Genomic DNA, 21569 nt, shown 5'->3' on the forward strand with positions numbered 1-21569 from the left:
CTTTTTCCTCTAGTACATTGTCACACCCGTCGCTATCGATCCCTCTTACGACAATGACATAAAAACCTCTCATTCTTGACATTTTTGCTTCTGACGTCTGCCTATACCACTGATTGTATTACTACCAAAGCATCCCTCCCCTAACCAATAGCCACCCCTGCCCATGAGGGTAGAAGCAGGCGACTGGGTGCGGGGATTCTTCCTTCAGCATACTCTTCATATTCGCCAGAGCGTCGGATTCCCTGCAAACACCCTTCATCACTTACCGGCAAGGATTTTTACCATGAAATCTGGCTTGGATAGTTTCGTTGCCGTGCCCATCCTGTCGCCCCCGTTCGAGGAAGAAGACGATATCAGTACGGTCGCCAGCGTGGATGAGGATGGACTTCCCGGCGGTAATCTCGAAGACCCGAGCGACCTTGGCGGGTCTGCGACGGTGGTCACCGGCACCATCCCCTACAGCTTTGGCAGCCTGGGAGCGGCAGATTTCGCTCCCTTCTCGTGGTCGTCCAGCGGCCTGCCGAGCCTGTCGTCCCAGGGCGAAGCGCTACACTACGTTGTTTCACCCAGCGGCAAGACCCTGGCAGCCAGGACCCTGGACGGCCAGACCGTCTTGCACCTGACCGTTACCGATATCGATACCGGGGCCTATCGCCTTGCCCTGCGCGCGCCACTGGATCATCCCATCACAGGTAACGAGGATGATCTGGCCTTCTCGGTCAAGTACACCATTCGCGACAGCCAGAACAATCAAGCATCTGCCAGGGTAGGCATCGTGGTTGACGATGACTCCCCGACAAATACCATCGATTCCCCCGTCGCCGTGGACGCTGGCGACAACGTGACCGGCTTCTGGCGCCAGCGGGGCGGCGCCGATGGCGTCGGTTCCACCAAGGTGACCCTGGCCGGCAGCACCACCGAATTCGACCTGGATCAACGCATCTTTACTCCACAGGGAAGCCTGACGGTCAACTCGGACGGCAGTTTCACCCTGGACGCGAGCCCCAACATCACCTCAGACACAGAGCTGGTCTTTCAGATTGTCACCACCGATGGTGATGGCGATAGCGTGGCAAGCGAGGGTCGCATCAGCGTCAATGCAGCACTACTGTCTGACGATCGCCCAACGACGCCCTTGAGTGATGGTGACCTTGCAACCTCATCGCCACTTGCCTTGCTCGATGAGGATGGCCTGCCGGGGGGCGAGCCTGGTGGAATCGGCGACATACCCGGCGAAGCAACCGTCGCCATGGGCAACCTCGGCTACGACTTTGGAGACGACGGCGCCGGAGACGTGGTCTGGGAAATCCACAACCTTCCTGATATTTGTTCCGGTGGCACAAGGATCGACTGGCTGCCAAGCGCTGAGGGCAAGCAGCTGTCCGGTCTCGACGCCGATGGCAGGACAGCACTTCACGTGGAGCTGCTGGACGTGGCGGACGGTACCTACCGCGTCACCCTGGCTCGCCCGCTGGACCATGGTGGCGTCAACATCGAGGACAATCTGGATCTGAGCTTTGGCTACCGGATCACCGACAGCGACGGCGACAGCGCCCTGGGTGAGCTGCTCGTGCGCATCAACGATGACTCGCCGGTGAAGGGACGATCAAACCTGGACACTCCCGCAGCCGAGCCACTCGATATCGCCGAGCCACTCGATATCGCCGAGCTACTCGATGACAGCGAGAGCGCTGGCAAACTCACTGACCCCGCCATCACTCCCATCTTGGCCGATGATCCGAGTCCCTCGCCGACAGCGGCGCAGGCCTCTCTCGATAGCGAGATGGCTCCAGCGATCAACGACGATCTGCGCACTCTGCTGGAGGATACGACGATCCCTGCCGATATCTAAGGCGTGCACCAGAAGTGCCTTGGCTCATCGACTTTTCGAATTTTGACTGACACGCAGTCAGACCGCGCCCTGCAAGCAGGTCAATCGAGCGGTCTCGCTGTAGGGAACGCTTTCTAGCGAGCAGGGTCGGCAGTATCCAGCCGACTCATCAGCAGCCTGAGGCCGCGCTCGAATTCGGCCTTGCCGCCGTAGGAAGGGTGGCGCAGGGCGACGACCTCGCGCTCGGGAAAGGCAACCTGGGCCGCCAGGGTGCCCTTTCGCCCTACCCCAGCCACCATCATCGGCGTCGAGTGGGCAGCGACCAGCTGATCCAGCCGCCTGAGCCAGTCGATGCCTTCGCGCAGCTCTGCTGCGCGTGGCGCGCGGTTGCTGTGCGTCCGCGCTATTTGATGGGGGTGAAAGGGAAAGGCGTTCCACACCAGCGGCGTCAGCCCAAGACGAGCGAAGCACTCCCAGGCGATGGTGGCGGTGGCTTCGCTGCCGCCCTCCGGCACCAGGGCGAGGTTCGGCCTCAGCGTCTCGATAAAGGGATGCTTACAAGAGCGAAGTAGTGCTGGACTCGACAACGGGATTCCCGTCTCGCCACCACCCTTGAAGCCCAGTGCTTCGGCCACCAGCAGCAGTCTGGGCCGGCCAGCGGCGGTCGTTTCCCTGGCGTGTTCCAGCATCAGCTCGAGATAGGCCGTCAGGTTGTCGGCCAATGGTTTCTTGCGCCAGGGGTTGGCAACGTCCGGCCCATCTGGCCGCCTGCGTAATCGCCTGACGAATGAACGAACGGTGGTCTTGCCCAAGCGCCCTGCTCCGGTGCTGATCGATCATGTAAAAAACGCGATGGGCCCGCACATCAGAGGCCCAGAACGACGTCGGGGCGCCCAAAAGGCGCCCCGACGAACCGATAGTGCTTTGCCTTAGCGCTCGCGCAGTACCTTGAGCATGCGCTTGAGCGGCTCGGCGGCGCCCCACAAAAGCTGGTCACCGACGCTGAAGGCACTGAGGTACTCACCACCCATGTTCAGCTTGCGCAGACGACCCACCGGGATGCTCAGGGTGCCGGTGGCGGCAGTCGGCGTCAGCCCATCGATGGTGGCGTCCTTGTCATTGGGGATGACCTTGACCCACTCGTTGTGGCTGGCGATACGCTCCTCGATCTCGTCGAGCGGCACATCCTGCTTGAGCTTGATGGTGAACGCCTGACTATGAGAGCGCATGGCGCCGATACGCACGCACAGGCCGTCGATGGGGACCGGGCTTTCCTGGCGGCCGAGAATCTTGTTGGTCTCGACGTAGCCCTTCCATTCCTCGCGGCTCTGACCGTTATCCAGCTTGGAATCGATCCACGGCAGCAGGCTGCCGGCGAGCGGCGCACCGAAGTTGTCGGTGGGGATGGCGCCAGTACGCATCGCCTCGGTGACCTTGCGGTCGATGTCGAGGATGGCACTGGCCGGATCCTTGAGCTCGCTTGCCACGCTGTCACGCAGGCCGCCCATCTGGTTGAGCAGCTCGCGCATGTGCTTGGCGCCGGAGCCGGATGCGGCCTGATACGTCATGGAGGTCATCCACTCGATCATGTCCGCCTCGAACAACCCGCCGAGGCCCATCAGCATCAGGCTGACGGTGCAGTTGCCGCCAACGAAGGTGCGCGCACCGGCGTCGAGCTGGGCGTCGATCACCTTGCGGTTGACCGGGTCGAGCACGATGGTGGCGTCATCGCTCATGCGCAGGGTGCTGGCAGCGTCGATCCAGTAGCCCTTCCAGCCGGCACCGCGCAGGTCTTCATAGACCTTCTTGGTGTAGTCGCCGCCCTGGCAGGTGATGATCACGTCCAGCGCCTTGAGCGCCTCGATGTCGAAGGCGTCCTTCAGCGGAGGCACGTCCACACCCACGTCGGGGCCGGCCTGACCGACCTGGGAGGTGGTGAAGAAGACCGGCTCGATGCCGTTGAAATCTCCATCTTCCACCATCCGCTGCATGAGCACGGAACCCACCATGCCACGCCAACCGACGAAACCGACTTTCAACATGTGAAGTCCTCCAGAAATCGAGTGAGGCAATCATTATACAGAAACCGGCAGCACCTTTCAGATGCCACCGGCACAGTCAGGATGGGCGACGCCCGATTGCCGGGCGCCAGCACCATTAACAAAGGCGTTAAAGCGCCGCCAGCACCGCATCCCCCATCTCACTGGTGGACACCTGGCGGGTGCCCGGATAGGCGATGTCGGCGGTGCGCAGGCCCTGATCCAGCACCTTGCCCACCGCAGCCTCGATGCGCTCGGCCATGGCCGGCTCGTTGAGCGAATAGCGCAGCATCATCGCCACCGAGAGGATGGTGGCCAGCGGATTGGCGACACCCTGGCCAGCGATATCCGGGGCGCTGCCGTGGCAAGGCTCGTACATGCCCTGGCCGCCTTCGTTGAGCGAGGCCGACGGCAGCATGCCGATGGAGCCGGTCAGCATGGCGGCGGCGTCGGACAGGATGTCGCCGAACATGTTGCCGGTCACCACCACGTCGAACTGCTTGGGCGCGCGCACCAGCTGCATGGCGGCGTTGTCCACGTACATGTGCGACAGCTCCACGTCCGGGTACTCGGCGGACAGGCGCTCCATCACCTCGCGCCACAGGATGGTGACCTCCAGCACGTTGGCCTTGTCGACGCTGCAAAGCTTCTTGTCACGCTTGCGCGCCATCTCGAAGGCCACCCGGCCGATGCGCTCGATCTCGCTCTCGCTGTAGACGTAGGTGTTGAAGCCGACGCGCTCACCGTCACGCTCCTCGACGCCGCGAGGCTGGCCGAAGTAGATACCGCCGGTCAGCTCGCGCACGATCATGATATCGAGCCCGGACACCACCTCGGGCTTGAGGGTCGAGGCCTCCGCCAGCTGCGGATAGAGGATGGCCGGGCGCAGGTTGCCAAACAGCCCCAGCTCCTTGCGCAGCCCCAGAAGCCCCTTCTCGGGTCGCTTGGAAAGGTCCTCGATGGTGTCCCACTGGGGGCCGCCTACGGCCCCCAGCAGGATGGCGTCCGCCGCACGCGCCTTGGCCAGGGTCTCCTCGGGCAAGGGCACGCCGTGGACGTCATAGGCGCCGCCGCCTACCAGCGCTTCCTCCACGTCCACGTCGAGCCCCTTGGCCTTGAGCGCCTCGAGCACGCGGCTGGCCTGGGCGGTGATCTCGGGGCCGATGCCGTCACCGGGAAGGACAAGAATCTTGCGGGTCATGAGATGGGGTTCCTGAAAGCTGGCAGAAAGATGAAGATCGAGAGAATCGTAAGCCCCGCCATCGGGCGGGGCCAGCTGTCGATGACAGACAGGTCTACGCCTTGGCCGGCTCGCGGAACAGCCAAGGGCGAGCGGTGCGATGACGCGCTTCGAAGTCGGCGATGGCGGCCTCGTCCTTGAGGGTGATGCCGATATCGTCGAGGCCTTCAAGCAGGCAGTGCTTGCGGAAGGCGTCCACCTCGAACTCGAGGATCTCGCCGCCAGGGGTCACCACACGCTGGTGCTCGAGGTCGATATCGAGACGGTAGCCCTCGTTGGCCTCGACCTCGGCGAACAGCCGGTCGACCTGCTCTTCAGGCAGGGTAATCAGCAGGATGCCGTTCTTGAAGGCATTGTTGTAGAAGATATCGGCGAAACTCGGCGCGATGACCGCGCGGAAGCCGAAATCCTCCAGCGCCCAGGGCGCATGCTCACGGGAACTGCCGCAGCCGAAGTTGCGCCGTGCCAGCAGCACCTGGGCACCCTGATAACGCGGCTGATTGAGTACGAAATCCGGGTTCAACGGGCGCTGGCTGACGTCCTGACCGGGCTGGCCCTCGTCGAGGTAGCGCAGTTCATCGAACAGGTTGACGCCGAAGCCGGTACGCTTGATCGACTTCAGAAACTGCTTGGGGATGATCAGGTCGGTGTCGACGTTGGCCCGATCCATCGGCGCGACCAGACCCTCGAGGCGTTCGAACTTTTGCATGGCTCAGGCCTCCTGGCGAGCGGTGGTGGAATCAAACTGGCGCACATCGACGAAGTGGCCGGCGATGGCGGCAGCGGCGGCCATGGCAGGGCTGACCAGGTGGGTGCGACCACCATAACCCTGACGCCCCTCGAAGTTGCGGTTGGAGGTGGAGGCGCAATGCTCGCCGGCACCGAGCTTGTCGGCGTTCATCGCCAGACACATGGAGCAGCCGGGCTCACGCCACTCGAAGCCGGCCTCGATGAACACCTTGTGGAGCCCTTCCTCCTCGGCCTGGCGCTTCACCAGGCCGGAGCCCGGGACGACCATCGCCAGCTGGATGCTGTCGGCGACCTTGCGACCACGGGCCACCTTGGCCGCCTCACGCAGATCCTCGATGCGTGAGTTGGTGCAGGACCCGATGAACACCTTGTCGAGGCGAATATCGGTGATCTTCTGGCGCGGTGACAGCCCCATGTACTCAAGCGCCCGGGTAATGCCGGTGCGCGCGGTGTCGTCATCGGCCTCGGCGGGATCCGGGACCTCACCGCTGACACCGGTGACCATCTCGGGGCTGGTGCCCCAGCTGACCTGAGGCTCGATGGACGCAGCGTCCAGCGTCACCACCTTGTCGAACACGGCGTCGGCATCGGAGACCAGCTCGCGCCAGTCGGCCACGGCGGCGGCCCACTGCTCGCCGCTGGGGGCAAAGGGGCGCTCGGCCAGATACTCGATGGTGGTGTCGTCCACCGCGATCAGGCCGACCCGGGCTCCGGCCTCGATGGCCATGTTGCACACCGTCATGCGACCTTCCATCGACAGGCTCTCGATGGCGCTGCCGGCAAACTCGATGGCGTAGCCGGTGCCACCGGCGGTACCGATCTCGCCGATGATCGCCAGCACCACGTCCTTGGCGGTGACGCCCTCGCCCAGCTCGCCTTCGACGCGAACCTGCATGTTCTTCATCTTCTGCGCCAGCAGACACTGGGTGGCCAGCACGTGCTCGACCTCGGAGGTGCCGATGCCATGGGCCAAGGCGGCAAAGGCGCCGTGGGTGGCGGTATGGGAGTCGCCACACACCACGGTCATGCCCGGCAGCGTCGCACCCTGCTCGGGGCCGACCACGTGGACGATGCCCTGGCGCGGGTCATTGATGCGAAACTCCTCGATACCGAAGGCCTCGCAGTTGTCGTCAAGCGTCTGCACCTGGATCAGTGATACCGGATCCTTGATCCCGCTGTTGCCCTCGGAACGCTCCTTCACGGTGGTCGGCACGTTGTGGTCCGGGGTCGCCAGGTTGGCGTCCAGCCGCCACGGCTTGCGCCCGGCCAGACGCAGACCTTCAAAGGCCTGGGGCGAGGTCACCTCGTGCAGCAGTTGACGATCGATATAGATCAGCGCGGTGCCATCGTCGCGCTCCTTGACCAGGTGCTGCCGCCACAACTTGTCGTAGAGTGTCTGGCCTGCCATGCGGTGTCTCCTCCGGGGGCTTGGCTCCAGGCGCCACGCTGGCGGTGGGCCTGTCGGTCGTTCTGAAGCCGCCCCTCTCGGTTGATCGAAAACGGTCGTTTGCCGGTCCCGCGGGCCTTGCCCGGGGATGGGATAGGTCGAGTGTCGCGCCACTCGCCAATAAAATCAATTCATGTTATTTATTCAAACGATTCCCAAGTGGAATACATCATTACCCGGCAAATCGTCGCCACGTTTCCTCGTCATCCGCCCCGGGAGCACCGCCATGGATACCCAGAGCCTGCAGGCCTTTCTCGCCGTGGCCGACAGCGGCAGCTTCTCCCGCGCGGCGGAACAGCTTCACCTCACCCAGCCGGCCGTCAGCAAGCGTATCGCCAGCCTGGAGGCACTGACGCGCGCCCGACTGTTCGACCGTATCGGCCGCCGCGTCAGTCTGACCGAAGCCGGGCGGCTGCTGCTGCCGCGGGCACGCCAGATCCTGGTCATGGTCGACGACAGCCGCCGGGCCCTGAGCAACCTGAGCGACGAGGTCAGCGGAGAGCTGACCCTGGCCACCAGCCATCATATCGGCCTGCACCGGCTGCCGCCGGTGCTGGGCAGCTACGTCAAGCGCTACCCGGAGGTGCGCCTCGACCTGCGCTTTCTCGACTCCGAGCAGGCCTACCAGGGCGTGCTGGACGGCGATATCGAGGTGGCCCTGGTGACCCTGTCGGCCCACCCCGACCCTCAGCTTCGCGCCACCAGAGTGTGGGTCGACGACATGACCTTCGTTGCCGCCCCGGAGCATCCGCTCGCCCGGGAGAGCCGCGTAACCCTGGCGACCCTGTGCGAGCATGACGCCCTGTTACCGGGGCCACTGACCTTCACCCGCCAGCTGATCCTCGAGCGGCTGGCCAGGCACGGTCTGGCGCCGCGGGTGGGACAGTCGACCAACTATCTGGAAACCCTCAAGATGATGGCCTCGGCCGGGCTTGGCTGGAGTCTGTTGCCCGACCCCATGGTCGAGCGGGACATCGCCAGCGAAAGACTCGTCCGGCTGGCCCTCGAGGAGCCTGCCATACAGCGCCCGCTCGGCTACCTGGTGCACCGCGACCGCACCCTGTCCAACGCCGCCCGCTCGCTGCTCGAATGCCTCGACCAGGAAGCCGTGGCAAACCCCGCCTCGCCTTGAGCGCACCACCACAGGGACGTCTGTATGACTCGCATGCCTCTCCCTCCACCGCGACACCGTCTGGCCGGCGCACTGACGTTGGCGGGCCTGCTGACGCAGATCGCGGGCCTGGGCCTCGACGGGCTGCCGAGCTGGAGCGTCAGCCTGCCCTTGTGGGCCGCCAGCCTGCTGATGTGGCCGGACATTCCCCGGCGCAATCAGTGGCAGGCCGGCGTGCTGGCGGTGCTGGGGCTTGCCTTTCTGGTGTTGGCGGTGGTGGGCTTCGACGCCACCCCCGACATCACCACCTTGCTCGATGGCAACGCCTTCGTGGTGGCCATGCTGGTAGGGGTGAGCTTTATCGCCTTGATCGGGCGCCCCTCGGAGGGGCCACCGAACAGCGAACCGGTGACCGGGCGCCGAGGTCTGGCCGGGACCTGGCTGGGGGTGCAGCTGCTCGGGGCCATCCTCAACCTGTCCGCGGTCTTCATGGTCGGCGATCGCCTGGAGCGCCGCGGTCGTCTGCTCGAGGTTCAACTACTGGGGCTCAACCGAGGGCTTTCCAGCGCCGCCATGTGGTCGCCGTTCTTCGCCGCCATGGGCGTGGCGGTCTCCCTGGCTCCATCGCTTGAATACACCACGGTGCTGGCCGCCGGACTGCCGCTGGCCTTTGCCGGCGGACTCTACAGCGTGTTCGAACTGTCACGCCGCTTCGACGTCAGCGAGGTCCCTGGCTTTTCACTGTCCCCCCGCAGTCTGCTGATGCCGGCCAGCGTGGCCGGACTGGTGATGGTGTTTCACTACGTCATCACACCGTCTCTGACCATCGTCAGCATCATCACCTTCCTGATGCCGATGCTGGCGCTGGCCGCCAACCTGGCCAGGGGCGCTGCAGCGACCCGAGAACGCCTTATTCGCCACCTTCACTACCGACTGCCGGGCATGCGCGGCGAAATCACCCTGTTTCTGTGTGCGGGACTTCTGACCAAGGGACTCTCGATCCTGGTCGCCGCCGCCACCAACGGTGACTGGACACTGTTTGCCGACTTTGGCGTGGGGCCCGCCATGCTGAGTTATGTGGCCATCGTTGCCAGTGCCATCGCCGGGTTGCACCCGATCATCGGCATCTCGGTGCTGGCCTCGATGCTGGATCTGGATGGCCCCCACCAGACCCTGTTCGGTTTCGTCGCCCTGGCGTCCTGGGGCGTGGGCACCGCCGTCGGCCCGCTGTCGGGCATCAACCTGTCACTGCAGGGGCGCTACGGGATCAGTGGCTATCGCATGATGAAGCACAATCTACACTACGCTCTGGTCATGTCGGCGCTGGTGCTGGTGGCGATCGCCTGTCTGGCCCAGGCCGTATCGGCCTGAGCCGCACGCCAGACGATTGCCACCTGATATTGCGCCGACAGCGCGGTCGGCGGACGTCAGCCGACACGCCCAAAGTAGCGATGGCCGCACTGATGGCAGGGCTCGATGCGCTTGACCCCGTGCAGTTCGACCACGGCGTCGCAGTGCACGCAGGACATGCGTCCCGGCGCCGCCAGTTCGCCGGCGGTGTAGTCGGCACGGGAGGCCTCGAGGTCGTCCTCGAGCTGCTCGCGCTCGATCACGCTGCGATCGGCGATCGACAAAAGCGAGTCGACCACCTTGCGCGACAGGATGGTCAGGTCGATGCCGAGCCAGCTGGCCACGCCCTCGCCGCCGGCAGCCAGGTAGCGGCGCATGTCCTTGAGATCACGTTCGACCCAGGCCCTGAGCAGCGCCAGTTCGTCCTTGGTGTACTCCTCGAGCTCCGCCTCGAACTCCACGGCGTCATCGAGATCCTTCTGCAGGTTGTCCCAGGTGAGGTCCTCGGCCCCTTCCTTGAGCCGGGCCAGTACCCGCTCATAGCCGTCGCGCAGACGATGTTCGCCGGACGAAGAATGTTGATCACTCATGACGGTGTCCTCCTTGATGCAGACAAGGACCGCTCGGGGTAACCCGAACGGAACACTGGCGGCCCACCATAGCCGGACCCCGGGCTGCTGGGGTATCCTTGCGGGCATCATTGCCGCGCCGGTGACAGGGCCGCATCAACCTTGATTCTGCACAACCCTGCCGCCGGACGATACCCATACCCTGCGCGCCGCCTTGGGCGCGCCTTGATTGCAAGGTACTCGAAGACCGCGATGGACGCCCAGTACAAGCCCCACGAAATCGAACACGACGCCCAGCAGTTCTGGAATGAAAACCAGTGTTTCAAGGCGATCGAGGATCAGGATCGCGAGAAATTCTACTGCCTGTCGATGTTCCCCTACCCCAGCGGCAAGCTGCACATGGGGCATGTACGCAACTACACCATCGGCGACGTGGTCAGCCGCTTCCAGCGCATGCAGGGCAAGAACGTGATGCAGCCGATGGGCTGGGACGCTTTCGGCATGCCGGCGGAAAACGCCGCGATCAAGAACCAGGTACCGCCGGCCAAGTGGACCTACGAGAACATCGACTACATGCGTGCCCAGCTCAAGGCGCTGGGCTTTGCCTATGACTGGGATCGTGAGTTCGCCACCTGCGACAGCGATTATTACCGCTGGGAGCAGTGGTTCTTCACCAAGCTGGTGGAAAAAGGCCTGGTCTACAAGAAGATGTCCACCGTCAACTGGGACCCGGTGGATCAGACCGTACTGGCCAACGAGCAGGTCATCGACGGCTGTGGCTGGCGCTCCGGTGCGCCGGTGGAGCGCAAGGAAATCCCGCTGTGGTTCTTGAAGATCACCGACTACGCCGATGAGCTGCTGGCGGATCTGGACAAAGTCGAGTGGCCCGAGCAGGTCAAGACCATGCAGCGCAACTGGATCGGCAAGTCCAAGGGGGTCGAGCTGGCCTTCGACGTCGATGGCGACGAGCCGCTCAGAGTCTACACCACCCGCCCCGACACCCTGATGGGGGTGACCTACGTGGCGGTGGCCGCCGGCCACCCGCTGGCGATCAAGGCCGCCGAGGGCAAGCCCGAACTCGCCGCCTTCCTCGAGGAGTGCTCCCACGGCGGCACCTCGGAAGCCGAGCTTGCGACCATGGAAAAACGCGGCATGGCCACCGGCTTCGAGGCCATCCACCCGCTGACCGGCGACCGTGTGCCGGTGTATGTCGCCAACTTCGTGTTGATGGAATACGGCACCGGTGCGGTGATGGCGGTGCCCGGCCACGACCAGCGTGACTGGGAGTTCGCCACCAAGTATGAACTCCCGATCCGCGCGGTGATCGCCGACGCCGATGGCCAGGCCCCGGACCTGTCCCAGGGCGCCTGGGTCGAGCACGGCAGCCTGATCAACTCCGGCGAGTTTGACGGCCTCGACTTCCAGGCGGCCTTCGACGCCATCGCCAGCCGCCTCGAGCGCGACGGCCACGGCGAGGTCAAGACCAACTACCGCCTGCGCGACTGGGGCGTGGCCCGCCAGCGCTACTGGGGCGCGCCGATTCCGGTCAAGTACGGCCCCGAGGGCCAGACCGTGCCGCTCACCGACGACGAGCTGCCGGTGGCGCTGCCGCTGGAGGTCACCGTGGACGCTTCCGGCTCGCCGCTCAAGAAGATGCCGGCGTTCAGCGATCTGGGCGATGGCTGGACCCGCGAGACCGACACCTTCGATACCTTCATGGAGTCCTCCTGGTACTACGCGCGCTTCTGCTGCGCCGACAACCCGGAGGCCATGCTGGATGAGCGTGCCAACTACTGGCTGCCGGTGGATCTGTACATCGGTGGCATCGAGCACGCCATCCTCCACCTGCTCTACGCCCGCTTCTTCCACAAGCTGATGCGCGACTTCGGCCTGGTCGACTCCGACGAGCCGTTCCAGCGCCTGCTGACCCAGGGCATGGTGATCGCCGAGACCTTCTACCGCCCCGAGGCCAACGGCGGCAAGGAGTGGTTCAACCCCGCCGACGTCGAGGTCAAGCGTGACGACAAGGGACGCCCGCTCAGCGCCACCCTGATCAGCGATGGCCAGCCGGTGGAGATGGGCGGCATCGAGAAGATGTCGAAGTCCAAGAACAACGGCGTCGACCCCCAGGCCATGATCGATCGCTTCGGTGCCGACACCGTGCGCCTGTTCATGATGTTCGCCGCGCCCCCGGAGCAGTCACTAGAGTGGTCCGACTCCGGCGTCGAGGGCGCCCACCGCTTCCTCAAGCGGCTGTGGCGTCTGGTCGCCGAGCATCTGGAGGCCGGTACGCCGGCAGCGCTGGATGCCGCCGCCATCGCCTCGCTCGACGACGCCCAGCGCGAACTGCGCCGCAAGACCCACGAGACGATCAAGAAGGCCGGCGACGACATCGGCCGCCGCACCACCTTCAATACCGCCATCGCCGCGGTGATGGAGCTGACCAACGCCATCGCCAAGTTCGGCGATACCAGCCCTCAGGGCCTGGCGGTCAGCCGCGAGGCGATCGAGGCCTGCGTGCTGCTGCTGGCACCGATCACGCCTCACGCCTGCCACGCACTGTGGCGCTCACTGGGCCATGACGGCGCGGTCATCGATGCCACCTGGCCGGCGTTCGACGAAAGCGCCCTGGCGCGCGACAGCATCGAGCTGGTGGTGCAGGTCAACGGCAAGCTGCGTGCGCGCCTCGAGGTGCCCGCCGACGCCGACAAGGCCGCCGTCGAAGCGCTGGCACTGGCCAACGACAACGTCCAGCGCCATACCGACGGCAAGACCCTGCGCAAGGTGATCGTGGTGCCGGGCAAGCTGGTCAACATCGTAGCCAACTGACAGCTCGCGGCGGGCGTCTCACGCCCGCCGCTTCAGTCTGTCGGTAATACCAGGACATGATGCCGAGGGCTGTGCCTTCGGTTTTTCCCTCACGCTGGACAAGGAGTTCCCATGCAGCGTCGTCACTTCCTTGGTCTGACCCTGGCCTCCGGCGCCGCCCTGCTGCTCGCGGGCTGCGGCTTCCACCTGCGCGGCGTCGGCGGCGAGGTGCTGTCCCTGGACAGCCTGGCGCTCGACGGTGCCGACACCCCCTTCGCCGAGCAGTTGACCAAGCGTCTGGAAAGCCTCGGCACCCGCGTCGACGAGACGGCGTCGCTGCGTCTCAACCTGGGTGGCGAAGACGTCAGCATCCGTCAGGTCGGCGTGCTCGATACCGGCTCTCAGGACCAGCAACTGGTGCTGCGGATTCCCTACTCGATCCAGCGTGCAAGCGATGGCGCCTACCTGGCCGATCGCCAGGCGGTGGAGGTGCTCGAGGAGTTCTCGATCACCGACGACAACCTGCTGTCCCAGGATGAGCTGCGCACGGATGCCCTGGAAAATGCCCGCCGCGAGGCCGTACGCCAGATGATCGACCGACTGCGCGCCATCGAGGAAGCCTGATTCACCCATGAAGGTCTTTGCCGACAAGCTGCCGGACGCTCTTTCCAAGTCCGTACCCCCTGTCATCATCGTCGCCGGTGATGAGCCTCTGCAGCACATGGAGGCCTGCGATCAGGTCCGGGCACGTGCGCGCGAGTCGGGCGTCGAGGAACGTGAGGTGCTCCACGTCGAGGCCAACTTCGCCTGGGGCCGCCTCACCGAGTCGGCGGCGAGCCTGTCGCTGTTCGCCTCGCGCAAGTTGATCGAGCTGCGTCTGGGCAGCGCCAAGCCGGGCCAGGAAGGCGGCAAGGCGCTCAAGGAATACGCCGAACAGGCACAGGGCAGCGACAACATCCTGCTGGTCAGCTGCGCCAAGCTCGACGCCCGCGAGCAGAAGAGCGCCTGGTTCAAGGCGCTCGACAAGCTGGGGCTGTTCGTTCCGGTGTGGCCGGTCGACCCTTCCCGCCTGGGTTTCTGGCTGAGGGACCGCGCCCAGCGCCACGGTCTGTCGATGTCGCTGGACGCCGCCCGGCTGCTGGGTGAGCGCACCGAGGGCAATCTGCTGGCCGCCGACCAGGAACTGCAGAAGCTGGCCTTGATGCTTCCTCCTGGCGCTCAGGTATCCCCCCGTGACGTCGCCGGCGGGGTCGAGAACAGTGCCCGCTACGACGTCTTCACCCTGGTCGATGCCTGTCTGAAAGCCGAGCGCGAGCGCGTCCTGCGTATCCTTGCGGGACTTGCCGCCGAGGGCACCGAGCCGCCGATCATCCTGTGGGCCCTGACCCGCGAGATTCGCACCCTGCTGTCACTGCATCAGCACCTGGATCAGGGCCAGAGCTTCGAGCACGCCTGCAAGGCCCAGAAGCCTCCGATCTTCGACCGTCGGCGCCCCGCCTACCAGGAAGCCATCCGTCGCCTGCCACTCAAGCGTCTGCACAAGCTTCTGATGTTCGCCCAACGCCTGGACCTGTCGATCAAGGGCGCAGCGGACCTGCCGCTGGAACAGGGCATTCAGGACCTGGCGCTGACCCTCGCTGGCGGTCGTGGACTGCTGGCAGAAATGGCCTGGTCCTATCGCGTGGCGCCGTAGCCGACGATTCGTCTTCCTTGCTCTCGCATGATGTGGCCTGGCGTCACCCCTGTGACGCCAGGATGGGATAGGTCAGCCCGGCCAATGGGGGTATGACCCCGCACTGCGGGTACTCTGCGCATAGAATAGGGCAAGCACCTGCATCATTACCCCTTGGGCGCCCAGCGCGTCTGGTCGCCAGCGACCGCGAGTGCCCCCATCATGACCCGTGTCTTCCCGCTGGTTCTGGCCGCCGGCGTCACCTTGCTTTCGACCGCCAGCGCCCTGCTGTTGCTCGGCTACCTGAGCCAGGTGCGCCAGCCCATGGGCGTTGTCCGCGACGCCCTCATCATCGAAACGGCACGGTCTCAGGAAAATGTGGCGAGCATCGCTTCACTCAAGCAGTTTGCCGGCATCGACAACTCGCCCCGGGCTCACGAGCTCACGCAAGTGGCCGACACCCTCCAACACCGTCTGCGGACGCTGGCGGGCACCGCCACGCGACTGCCCACCTCCCAGCGGGACAGCGTGGTCGGCTACCTGCAACGTGCCGAGCACTCGATCGACCTGATCGCTCCTTCGCCTCTCTCTGGCACCACCGCAGACATCGACGACACCTTGCCGGGGCTCGCTTCGACCATCGATGAGCTGGCCATCTATCTGATGCAGACCGAGTCGCACCAGCGCAAGCTCGATCGACGCCTGGCATTGGTGGCCACTGTATTGACGGGACTGGTACTGATGGTCGGCACGGTGCTGTTTGTCGCCCTGCTGCGCCTGGAACGCCACAGCAACGCGCTGCGCTATCTGGCGATGACCGACGACCTCACCCAGCTCTACAATCGTCGCCAGTGGCTCGACCAGGCCCCCCACCTGCTGGCCCTTCGGCGCCCAGCGGACAGCCCAGTGGCGCTGATGCTGCTGGATCTGGACAACTTCAAACGCATCAATGACGGCTACGGCCACCCCACCGGCGACAAGGTATTGAAGTCCTTCGGCGAGATGCTCAAGCGAGTGGCCAGGCGCAGCGATCTGGCGGCGCGTCTGGGGGGCGACGAGTTCGCCCTGCTGATGCCCCAGGCCGACGCCCGCAACGCCGAAACCGTCGGCGAACGAATTCGCCACGAAACCGAGCACTTCGACCTGACCCAGCCGGCGGCCGGCGCCAACCTTACGGTCAGTATCGGCATCGCCGTCTCAAGCCATGCCGATGACGACTTCTCCACCCTGTACCGGCGGGCCGACCAGGCGCTCTACCAGGCCAAGCATCAGGGACGCAATTGCATCCGCCTGGGCTAGAGAAACCAACAACCTGCATGAAATTCCTGTACCACCTTCGTTATACTCCTGTTGTCGCCAACGCATCCGGCGGGCAGGATGCCACTGGATGCATGTCGCCATCACCAAGGATCGAACAATTCCCGACACCATCAACAAGGAAGCCCCCATGACTTCACGACTGCGCCGCTTGCTGTGTACCGTTCTGATGCTGTGCCTGACCCTGGGTGCCGCCAGCGCCGGGGCCGCCACCTCGGTCCCGCTGGCCTCGACCAACGACGTGCTGGCCTCCCAGCAGAGCCAGGACGCCCGAGAACGCATCCATCAGGTGCTGGCCCGCGATGACGTACGCCAGCAACTCGAACTCCAGGGCGTCGATCCCGGTGAGGTCGAGGACCGCGTAGCCGCCCTGTCCGACGCCGAAGCTCAGCAGATGGCCGACCAGCTCGACCAGATGCCCGCCGGAGCCAGCGTCATTGGCGTGCTGTTCGCGGTCTTCGTCATCCTGCTGGTCACCGACATCCTGGGTCTGACCGACGTCTACCCGTTCACCCGCTAAGGACATGCGCGTGATGCGCTCATTCGTCTCGAGCGCCCGCCTGGCGGGCGCTCTTTCGTTGGTGATGTGGCTCACGGCCTGTGCCAGCGCCCCCGAACTGGACCACAGCGTCACCGCTACGCTGCCCCAACGCCAGCTCCTCGAAGACGTCCCCTTTCACCCCCAGCGTGATTACCAGTGCGGCCCGGCCACACTGGCCATGGTGCTCAACCATGCAGGGGTCGACGTCGGCGTCGATCAACTGATCCCCGAAATCTACGTGCCCAGCCGCAAGGGCAGCTTCCAGCCCGAGATGCTGGCTGCCAGTCGCCGGCACGGGCGAATCCCGTTCACTCTGGCGCCGCGCTTCGCCTCGCTGCTCGAAGAGGTCGATGCCGGCCGCCCGGTGGTGGTACTGCAGAACCTGTCGCTGCCGGCCTTCCCGCTGTGGCACTTCGCGGTGGTCAACGGCTACGATCTCGAGAGCGAAGAGGTATTGCTGCGCACCGGCGTCACCCGTCAGGATGCCACCGATTTCGGGCGTTTCGACGCAACCTGGCAACGTTCCGAGCGCTGGGCCTTCGTGGCACTGACGCCAGGAGAGCTGCCGGTGACGATTGCACCTGAGGCGGCCATCCAGGCCACCTCGGACTTCGAACGGGTCCAGGGGCCAGCGCAAAGCCTGCCGGCCTGGCAAGCTCTGGTTGATCGCTTTCCCGAGGAGTCCATGGGGCACTTCGCGCTGGCAAACGCCTACCATGCGGCGGGCCAGCCTGACGCGGCCATCGACGCCTGGCTCAGCGCTGGCGCCAAGGATCCGTCGCTGGCGCCGGCCTGGTTGAACCTGGGTCTCACCCTGGCGTCCCAAGGAGATGACGAAGGGGCTCGAGAAGCGCTCAGGCGTGCGGCTTCGCTTGACGGGCCCTGGCAGCAAAGCGCCAGGGAGGCGCTGAACGAACAGCAAGGAGGAGCTCGATGAGCTACGACATCGTGTTCAAGGGCGTCTACCAGGCGCCCGAGCCCGACGACGGCGCCAGAGTACTGGTCGACCGCCTGTGGCCCAGAGGACGCAGCCGCGAGTCCCTGGCGCTTACCGAGTGGTACCGTGAGGCCTCACCCAGCAATGCCCTGCGACGCCAGTATCAGCTTGAGGAGATCAGTTCCAGGGTCTTCGAGATTCGCTACCGCGGCGAGCTACGCGACCACCCCGACCGGCTGTATCCGCTGATGCGCCTGGCCCGGCGCGGCCGCCTGACGCTGGTGACCGCGGCGCGCGATGTCGACAGCACCCATCTGCCCGAGCTGCGCCAGCGCCTGCTCGAGGCACTGCACCAGGAAGATCAGGAAGACGCCCTGCCCTCCTCGCCGCCTTGCTATGCCCACGAGAGCGGCCAGCACTAGGGCTTGTCTAAAAGTGCCTGCGCTCGTCGACTTTTCGGATATAGCCTAGCGCTCAGGTACCGGATCCAGCCGGAGCCATCCGACCCCAGACAAGAAAGGTGCCCAAGGGCACCTTTCTTGTCGGTCGTGCTGGCCGACTCAGAACACCCGGTTGAGGCCATTCTGGGCGGCCACCCGGTAGGCCTCGGCCATGGTCGGATAGTTGAAGGTGGTGTTGACGAAGTACTTCAGCGTATTCGCCTCCCCTTCCTGCTGCATGATCGCCTGGCCGATATGGACGATCTCCGAGGCCTGGTCGCCGAAGCAGTGGATGCCGTATATCTCCAGGGTATCCTGATCGAACAGGATCTTGAGCATGCCGACGGTATCGCCGGTGATCTGAGCGCGGGCGGTGTCCTTGAAGAAGGCATGGCCGACCTCGTAAGGCACCTTGGCCTCGGTCAACTCGCGCTCGGTGCGACCGAAGGAGCTGATCTCAGGAATGGTGTAGATCCCGGTGGGCACCTCGGTGACGTAGCGGAACTCCCGGTCCAGCAGCTCGTCGCAGGCGTTCAGCCCCTGATCGTAGGCGGCGCTGGCGAGACTCGGCCAGCCGACCACGTCTCCGGCTGCGTAAATGTGGGGCAGCGCCGTACGATAGTGCTCGTCGACCTGCAGCTGACCGCGGCCGTTGGCGGTGAGACCGATATTCTCGAGGCCCAGCTGGTCGGTATTGCCGGTGCGGCCGTTGGCCCACAGGAAGGCGTCGGCGCGCAGCCGCTTGCCCGACTTCAGATGCACCGTGACGCCGTTTTCGTCACCCTCGACGCGCTCGTACTCCTCGTTGTGGCGGATCAATACACCATGCTTGCGCAGATGGTAGGACAGCGCATCGCTGATCTCGTCATCGAGGAAGGACAAGAGGCTGCCGCGGTTGTTGATCAGATCCACCTTGAGTCCGAGCCCGGAGAAGATCGAGGCGTACTCACAGCCGATGACGCCGGCGCCGAAGATGATCAGGGTACGCGGGGTGTGCTGCAGACCAAGAATGGTATCGGAGCAGTAGATACGAGGGTGGCGAAAATCGATGTCCGCCGGACGATAGGGCCGTGACCCGGTGGCGATGATCACCTTGTCCGCTACCAGCTCTTCCTGGTTTTCACCACTGCCCCTTACCATCAGGGTGTGTTCGTCCTTGAAGCGTGCGATCCCGTGATACAGGTCGATGCGATTGCGCGCGTAGAAGTTGGTGCGCATGGACACCTGCTGATCGATGGTCACCCGGGAGCGTTCACGCACCTTGGGGAACGAGAACCAGCGCGGCTCGCCGATATCCCGGAACATGCTGTTGGTGTTGAACGACATGATCTGGCGGACCTGATGACGCAGCGCCTTGGAAGGGATGGTGCCCCAGTGGGTGCAATTGCCGCCGACCCGCGCCTGCTTTTCGACCACCGCGACCCGCTTGCCATGCTTGGCCGCATTGATCGCGGCGCTCTCGCCGGCGGGCCCGGTGCCGATCACCACCACGTCATAGTTGTGGACTGCCATCGTGTCTTCCTTCTCCTGGAAACCGACCCGGATGTGAGATGCCGGGCACTGCTTATCATGAGGACGGCGCCTCGAGAGGCGCCGTCATGGTCAGGGGGCGTCGATGCTGCCGCTCAGCGACGAGTCGCGTCGTAGCCCAGGTCCAGTCCGCGATTCTCGTCGGATTGGCGACGCTGACTGGTGGCGCGCTTCTTCGATTCTTCCTCGCACACCTCATCCTTGCCGCCGCAGATCTCGCAGCCGTCCTTCAGGCCAAGCTGGTTGAGCCCGCCGCAGGAGCCGGCGATGGGCTTGCGGCCAAGAATGACACCGATCGCCATGGCGCCGATGATCAGCAGCATGGCACCGAAAACGATAAGGTAGATGGTCATGATGGACTCCTCGCTGGATGGGGCAGGATAGCTCTGGTCACTTTCTCGCGAACACTTTGTCGCGAACACCATCGCCTGCCTTTCTCCCATTGGACAGCGGTTGGACAAGAGATATCCCTGGGCGGAACAACGAATGGCCGTCGCCATACGCCCGAGGCGTTGAAGGTACCGACTCGACAAGGTCCCGTGTCCACGCAGGGCAGTCCGCGGGGCATTCTCGAGTCAGCGCGACAATTATGCCAGAACTCCTCTCGCGGCAAAATCACAAGGCGCACAAACCAACGAGCCCCGCACGGGGCGGGGCTCGCAAGGTGCCCTTGGGCACACGGACAGGCGCGTGATCAGCCGCCGAAGTCATCCAGCATGATGTTCTCGGGCTCGACGCCGAGATCCAGCAGCATCTTGATGACGGAGGCGTTCATCATGGGCGGCCCGCACATGTAGTACTCGCAGTCCTCGGGAGCCGGATGGTCCTTGAGGTACATGTCGTAGAGCACGTTGTGGATGAACCCGGTCGGCCCTTCCCAGTTGTCTTCCGGCTGGGGGTCGGACAGTGCCAGGTGCCAGTCGAAGTTCTCATGCTCCTCGGCCAGCTTGTCGTACTCTTCGTTGTAGAAGGTCTCGCGCCAGGAGCGTGCGCCGTACCAGAAGGTCATCTTGCGCTCGCTGTTCAGACGCTTCAGCTGGTCGAAGATGTGGCTGCGCATCGGCGCCATGCCGGCACCACCGCCGATGAAGACCATCTCGGCGTCGGTATCCTTGGCGAAGAACTCGCCAAACGGCCCCATCACCGTGACCTTGTCACCCGGCTTCAGGCTGAAGACGTAGGTGGACATCAGGCCAGGCGGGTGGCTGGAGTTGGGCGGAGGCGTCGCGATCCGGATGTTGAACTTGAGAATACCCTTCTCTTCCGGATAGTTGGCCATGGAGTAGGCACGAATGACCTCTTCGGTGTTCTTGTGCGAGACGTCGAACAGACCGAATTTTTCCCAGTCGCCGCGGTACTCTTCCTCGATATCGAAGTCGGAGAACTTGATGTCGTAGGCAGGTGCCACCAGCTGCACGTAGCCGCCGGCCCGGAAGGCCACTTCCTCGCCTTCCGGCAGCTTCAGGTTCAGCTCCTTGATGAAGGTGGCGACGTTGGGGTTCTCGATGACCTCGCATTCCCACTTCTTGACGCCGAACACTTCCTCGGGGACCTGGATCTTCATGTCCTGCTTGACCGGTACCTGACAGGACAGACGCCAGCCGACCTTCTTCTCGCGCAGGGTGAAGTGGCTTTCCTCGGTGGGCAGGATCGAGCCGCCGCCCTCCTCGACCCGGCACTTGCACTGGGCGCAGGAGCCGCCGCCGCCACAGGCGGAGGACAGGAAGATGCCATTGGCCGCCAGGGTGTTGAGCAGCTTGCCGCCGGCCTGGGTGGTCAGGGTGTTCTCGGGATCGTCATTGATCTCGATGGTCACATCGCCCGAGCTCACGAGCTTGGAGCGGGCCGCCAGAATCACCGCCGTCAGACTGATGACGATGATGGTGAACATGACGACGCCGAGCACGATGACTGTTGTATCAACCATGTCGGTTTCCTATTGCTAGGGTTAGGGCCTGCACCGAGGGCTAGAGCCCCCGGTGCAGGG

The 21569-nt window shown here is 64.5% G+C and carries 19 protein-coding genes; 10 read left to right on the plus strand and 9 right to left on the minus strand.

Annotated elements, in window-relative coordinates:
* Positions 1–283: 283 nt before the first annotated feature.
* Positions 284–1852, plus strand: a complete 1569-nt coding sequence (locus tag NFG58_RS12060; protein ID WP_348826579.1) for a hypothetical protein — start codon at positions 284–286, stop codon at positions 1850–1852.
* Positions 1853–1965: 113 nt separating this feature from the next.
* On the opposite strand, the gene NFG58_RS12065 is transcribed toward NFG58_RS12060, so the two are convergent.
* From NFG58_RS12065 to leuC, 5 genes are all read right to left on the minus strand, one after another.
* Positions 1966–2553, minus strand: coding sequence for a uracil-DNA glycosylase (locus tag NFG58_RS12065; RefSeq protein WP_348826580.1), 588 nt, complete (start codon positions 2551–2553; stop codon positions 1966–1968).
* Positions 2554–2760: 207 nt separating this feature from the next.
* Positions 2761–3873, minus strand: coding sequence for an aspartate-semialdehyde dehydrogenase (asd, locus tag NFG58_RS12070; RefSeq protein WP_348814415.1), 1113 nt, complete (start codon positions 3871–3873; stop codon positions 2761–2763).
* A gap of 127 nt (positions 3874–4000) precedes the next feature.
* On the minus strand, positions 4001–5071 hold the full coding sequence (leuB, locus tag NFG58_RS12075) for a 3-isopropylmalate dehydrogenase (protein ID WP_348826581.1): 1071 nt from the start codon (positions 5069–5071) through the stop codon (positions 4001–4003).
* Positions 5072–5165: 94 nt separating this feature from the next.
* Complete coding sequence (gene leuD / locus NFG58_RS12080; protein ID WP_045992650.1) at positions 5166–5819, minus strand: 3-isopropylmalate dehydratase small subunit; 654 nt, start codon at positions 5817–5819, stop codon at positions 5166–5168.
* Positions 5820–5822: 3 nt separating this feature from the next.
* Positions 5823–7268 (minus strand): 3-isopropylmalate dehydratase large subunit, encoded by a 1446-nt coding sequence (gene leuC, locus NFG58_RS12085; protein WP_348826582.1) that lies wholly within the window; start codon positions 7266–7268, stop codon positions 5823–5825.
* Between the two features lie 265 nt (positions 7269–7533).
* Between leuC and NFG58_RS12090 the strand changes: the two genes are divergently transcribed.
* Together NFG58_RS12090 and NFG58_RS12095 are read left to right on the plus strand one after the other, a co-directional pair.
* On the plus strand, positions 7534–8439 hold the full coding sequence (locus NFG58_RS12090; RefSeq protein WP_124803678.1) for a LysR family transcriptional regulator: 906 nt from the start codon (positions 7534–7536) through the stop codon (positions 8437–8439).
* A 33-nt stretch (positions 8440–8472) separates the two neighbouring features.
* Positions 8473–9789, plus strand: a complete 1317-nt coding sequence (locus tag NFG58_RS12095) for a hypothetical protein (RefSeq protein WP_348828132.1) — start codon at positions 8473–8475, stop codon at positions 9787–9789.
* 56 nt (positions 9790–9845) lie between these two features.
* On the opposite strand, the gene NFG58_RS12100 is transcribed toward NFG58_RS12095, so the two are convergent.
* Positions 9846–10358 (minus strand): zinc ribbon-containing protein, encoded by a 513-nt coding sequence (locus tag NFG58_RS12100; RefSeq protein ID WP_045992653.1) that lies wholly within the window; start codon positions 10356–10358, stop codon positions 9846–9848.
* Between the two features lie 231 nt (positions 10359–10589).
* Between NFG58_RS12100 and leuS the strand changes: the two genes are divergently transcribed.
* From leuS to NFG58_RS12135, 7 genes are all read left to right on the plus strand, one after another.
* On the plus strand, positions 10590–13166 hold the full coding sequence (gene leuS, locus NFG58_RS12105; RefSeq protein WP_124803680.1) for a leucine--tRNA ligase: 2577 nt from the start codon (positions 10590–10592) through the stop codon (positions 13164–13166).
* A gap of 111 nt (positions 13167–13277) precedes the next feature.
* Complete coding sequence (gene lptE / locus NFG58_RS12110) at positions 13278–13769, plus strand: LPS assembly lipoprotein LptE (protein WP_253551926.1); 492 nt, start codon at positions 13278–13280, stop codon at positions 13767–13769.
* Positions 13770–13776: 7 nt separating this feature from the next.
* Positions 13777–14838 (plus strand): DNA polymerase III subunit delta, encoded by a 1062-nt coding sequence (gene holA, locus NFG58_RS12115; protein ID WP_045992656.1) that lies wholly within the window; start codon positions 13777–13779, stop codon positions 14836–14838.
* A 201-nt stretch (positions 14839–15039) separates the two neighbouring features.
* A complete protein-coding gene (locus NFG58_RS12120) occupies positions 15040–16116 on the plus strand; it encodes a GGDEF domain-containing protein (RefSeq protein WP_348826583.1) in 1077 nt (358 codons plus the stop codon).
* 148 nt (positions 16117–16264) lie between these two features.
* Positions 16265–16654, plus strand: a complete 390-nt coding sequence (locus NFG58_RS12125; protein WP_045992681.1) for a PA2779 family protein — start codon at positions 16265–16267, stop codon at positions 16652–16654.
* A 13-nt stretch (positions 16655–16667) separates the two neighbouring features.
* Positions 16668–17612 carry a PA2778 family cysteine peptidase gene (locus NFG58_RS12130; RefSeq protein ID WP_348826584.1) on the plus strand — a complete coding sequence of 315 codons (945 nt, stop codon included), beginning with the start codon at positions 16668–16670 and terminating at the stop codon, positions 17610–17612.
* Positions 17609–18034, plus strand: a complete 426-nt coding sequence (locus NFG58_RS12135) for a DUF488 family protein (protein ID WP_213227178.1) — start codon at positions 17609–17611, stop codon at positions 18032–18034. Before NFG58_RS12130 ends, NFG58_RS12135 begins: the two co-directional genes overlap by 4 nt.
* 138 nt (positions 18035–18172) lie before the next feature.
* Here NFG58_RS12135 and sthA read toward each other — a convergent pair whose 3' ends face one another.
* From sthA to nqrF, 3 genes are all read right to left on the minus strand, one after another.
* Entirely contained in the window at positions 18173–19564 is a 1392-nt protein-coding gene (gene sthA / locus NFG58_RS12140; RefSeq protein ID WP_253028623.1) for a Si-specific NAD(P)(+) transhydrogenase, read from the minus strand.
* Between the two features lie 113 nt (positions 19565–19677).
* Complete coding sequence (gene nqrM / locus NFG58_RS12145; protein ID WP_045992660.1) at positions 19678–19935, minus strand: (Na+)-NQR maturation NqrM; 258 nt, start codon at positions 19933–19935, stop codon at positions 19678–19680.
* A gap of 341 nt (positions 19936–20276) precedes the next feature.
* Positions 20277–21509 carry an NADH:ubiquinone reductase (Na(+)-transporting) subunit F gene (gene nqrF / locus NFG58_RS12150; protein WP_045992661.1) on the minus strand — a complete coding sequence of 411 codons (1233 nt, stop codon included), beginning with the start codon at positions 21507–21509 and terminating at the stop codon, positions 20277–20279.
* Between the last annotated feature and the right edge of the window lie 60 nt (positions 21510–21569).

It is taken from the genome of Halomonas sp. RT37, assembly GCF_040070525.1.
GTDB lineage: Bacteria > Pseudomonadota > Gammaproteobacteria > Pseudomonadales > Halomonadaceae > Halomonas > Halomonas litopenaei.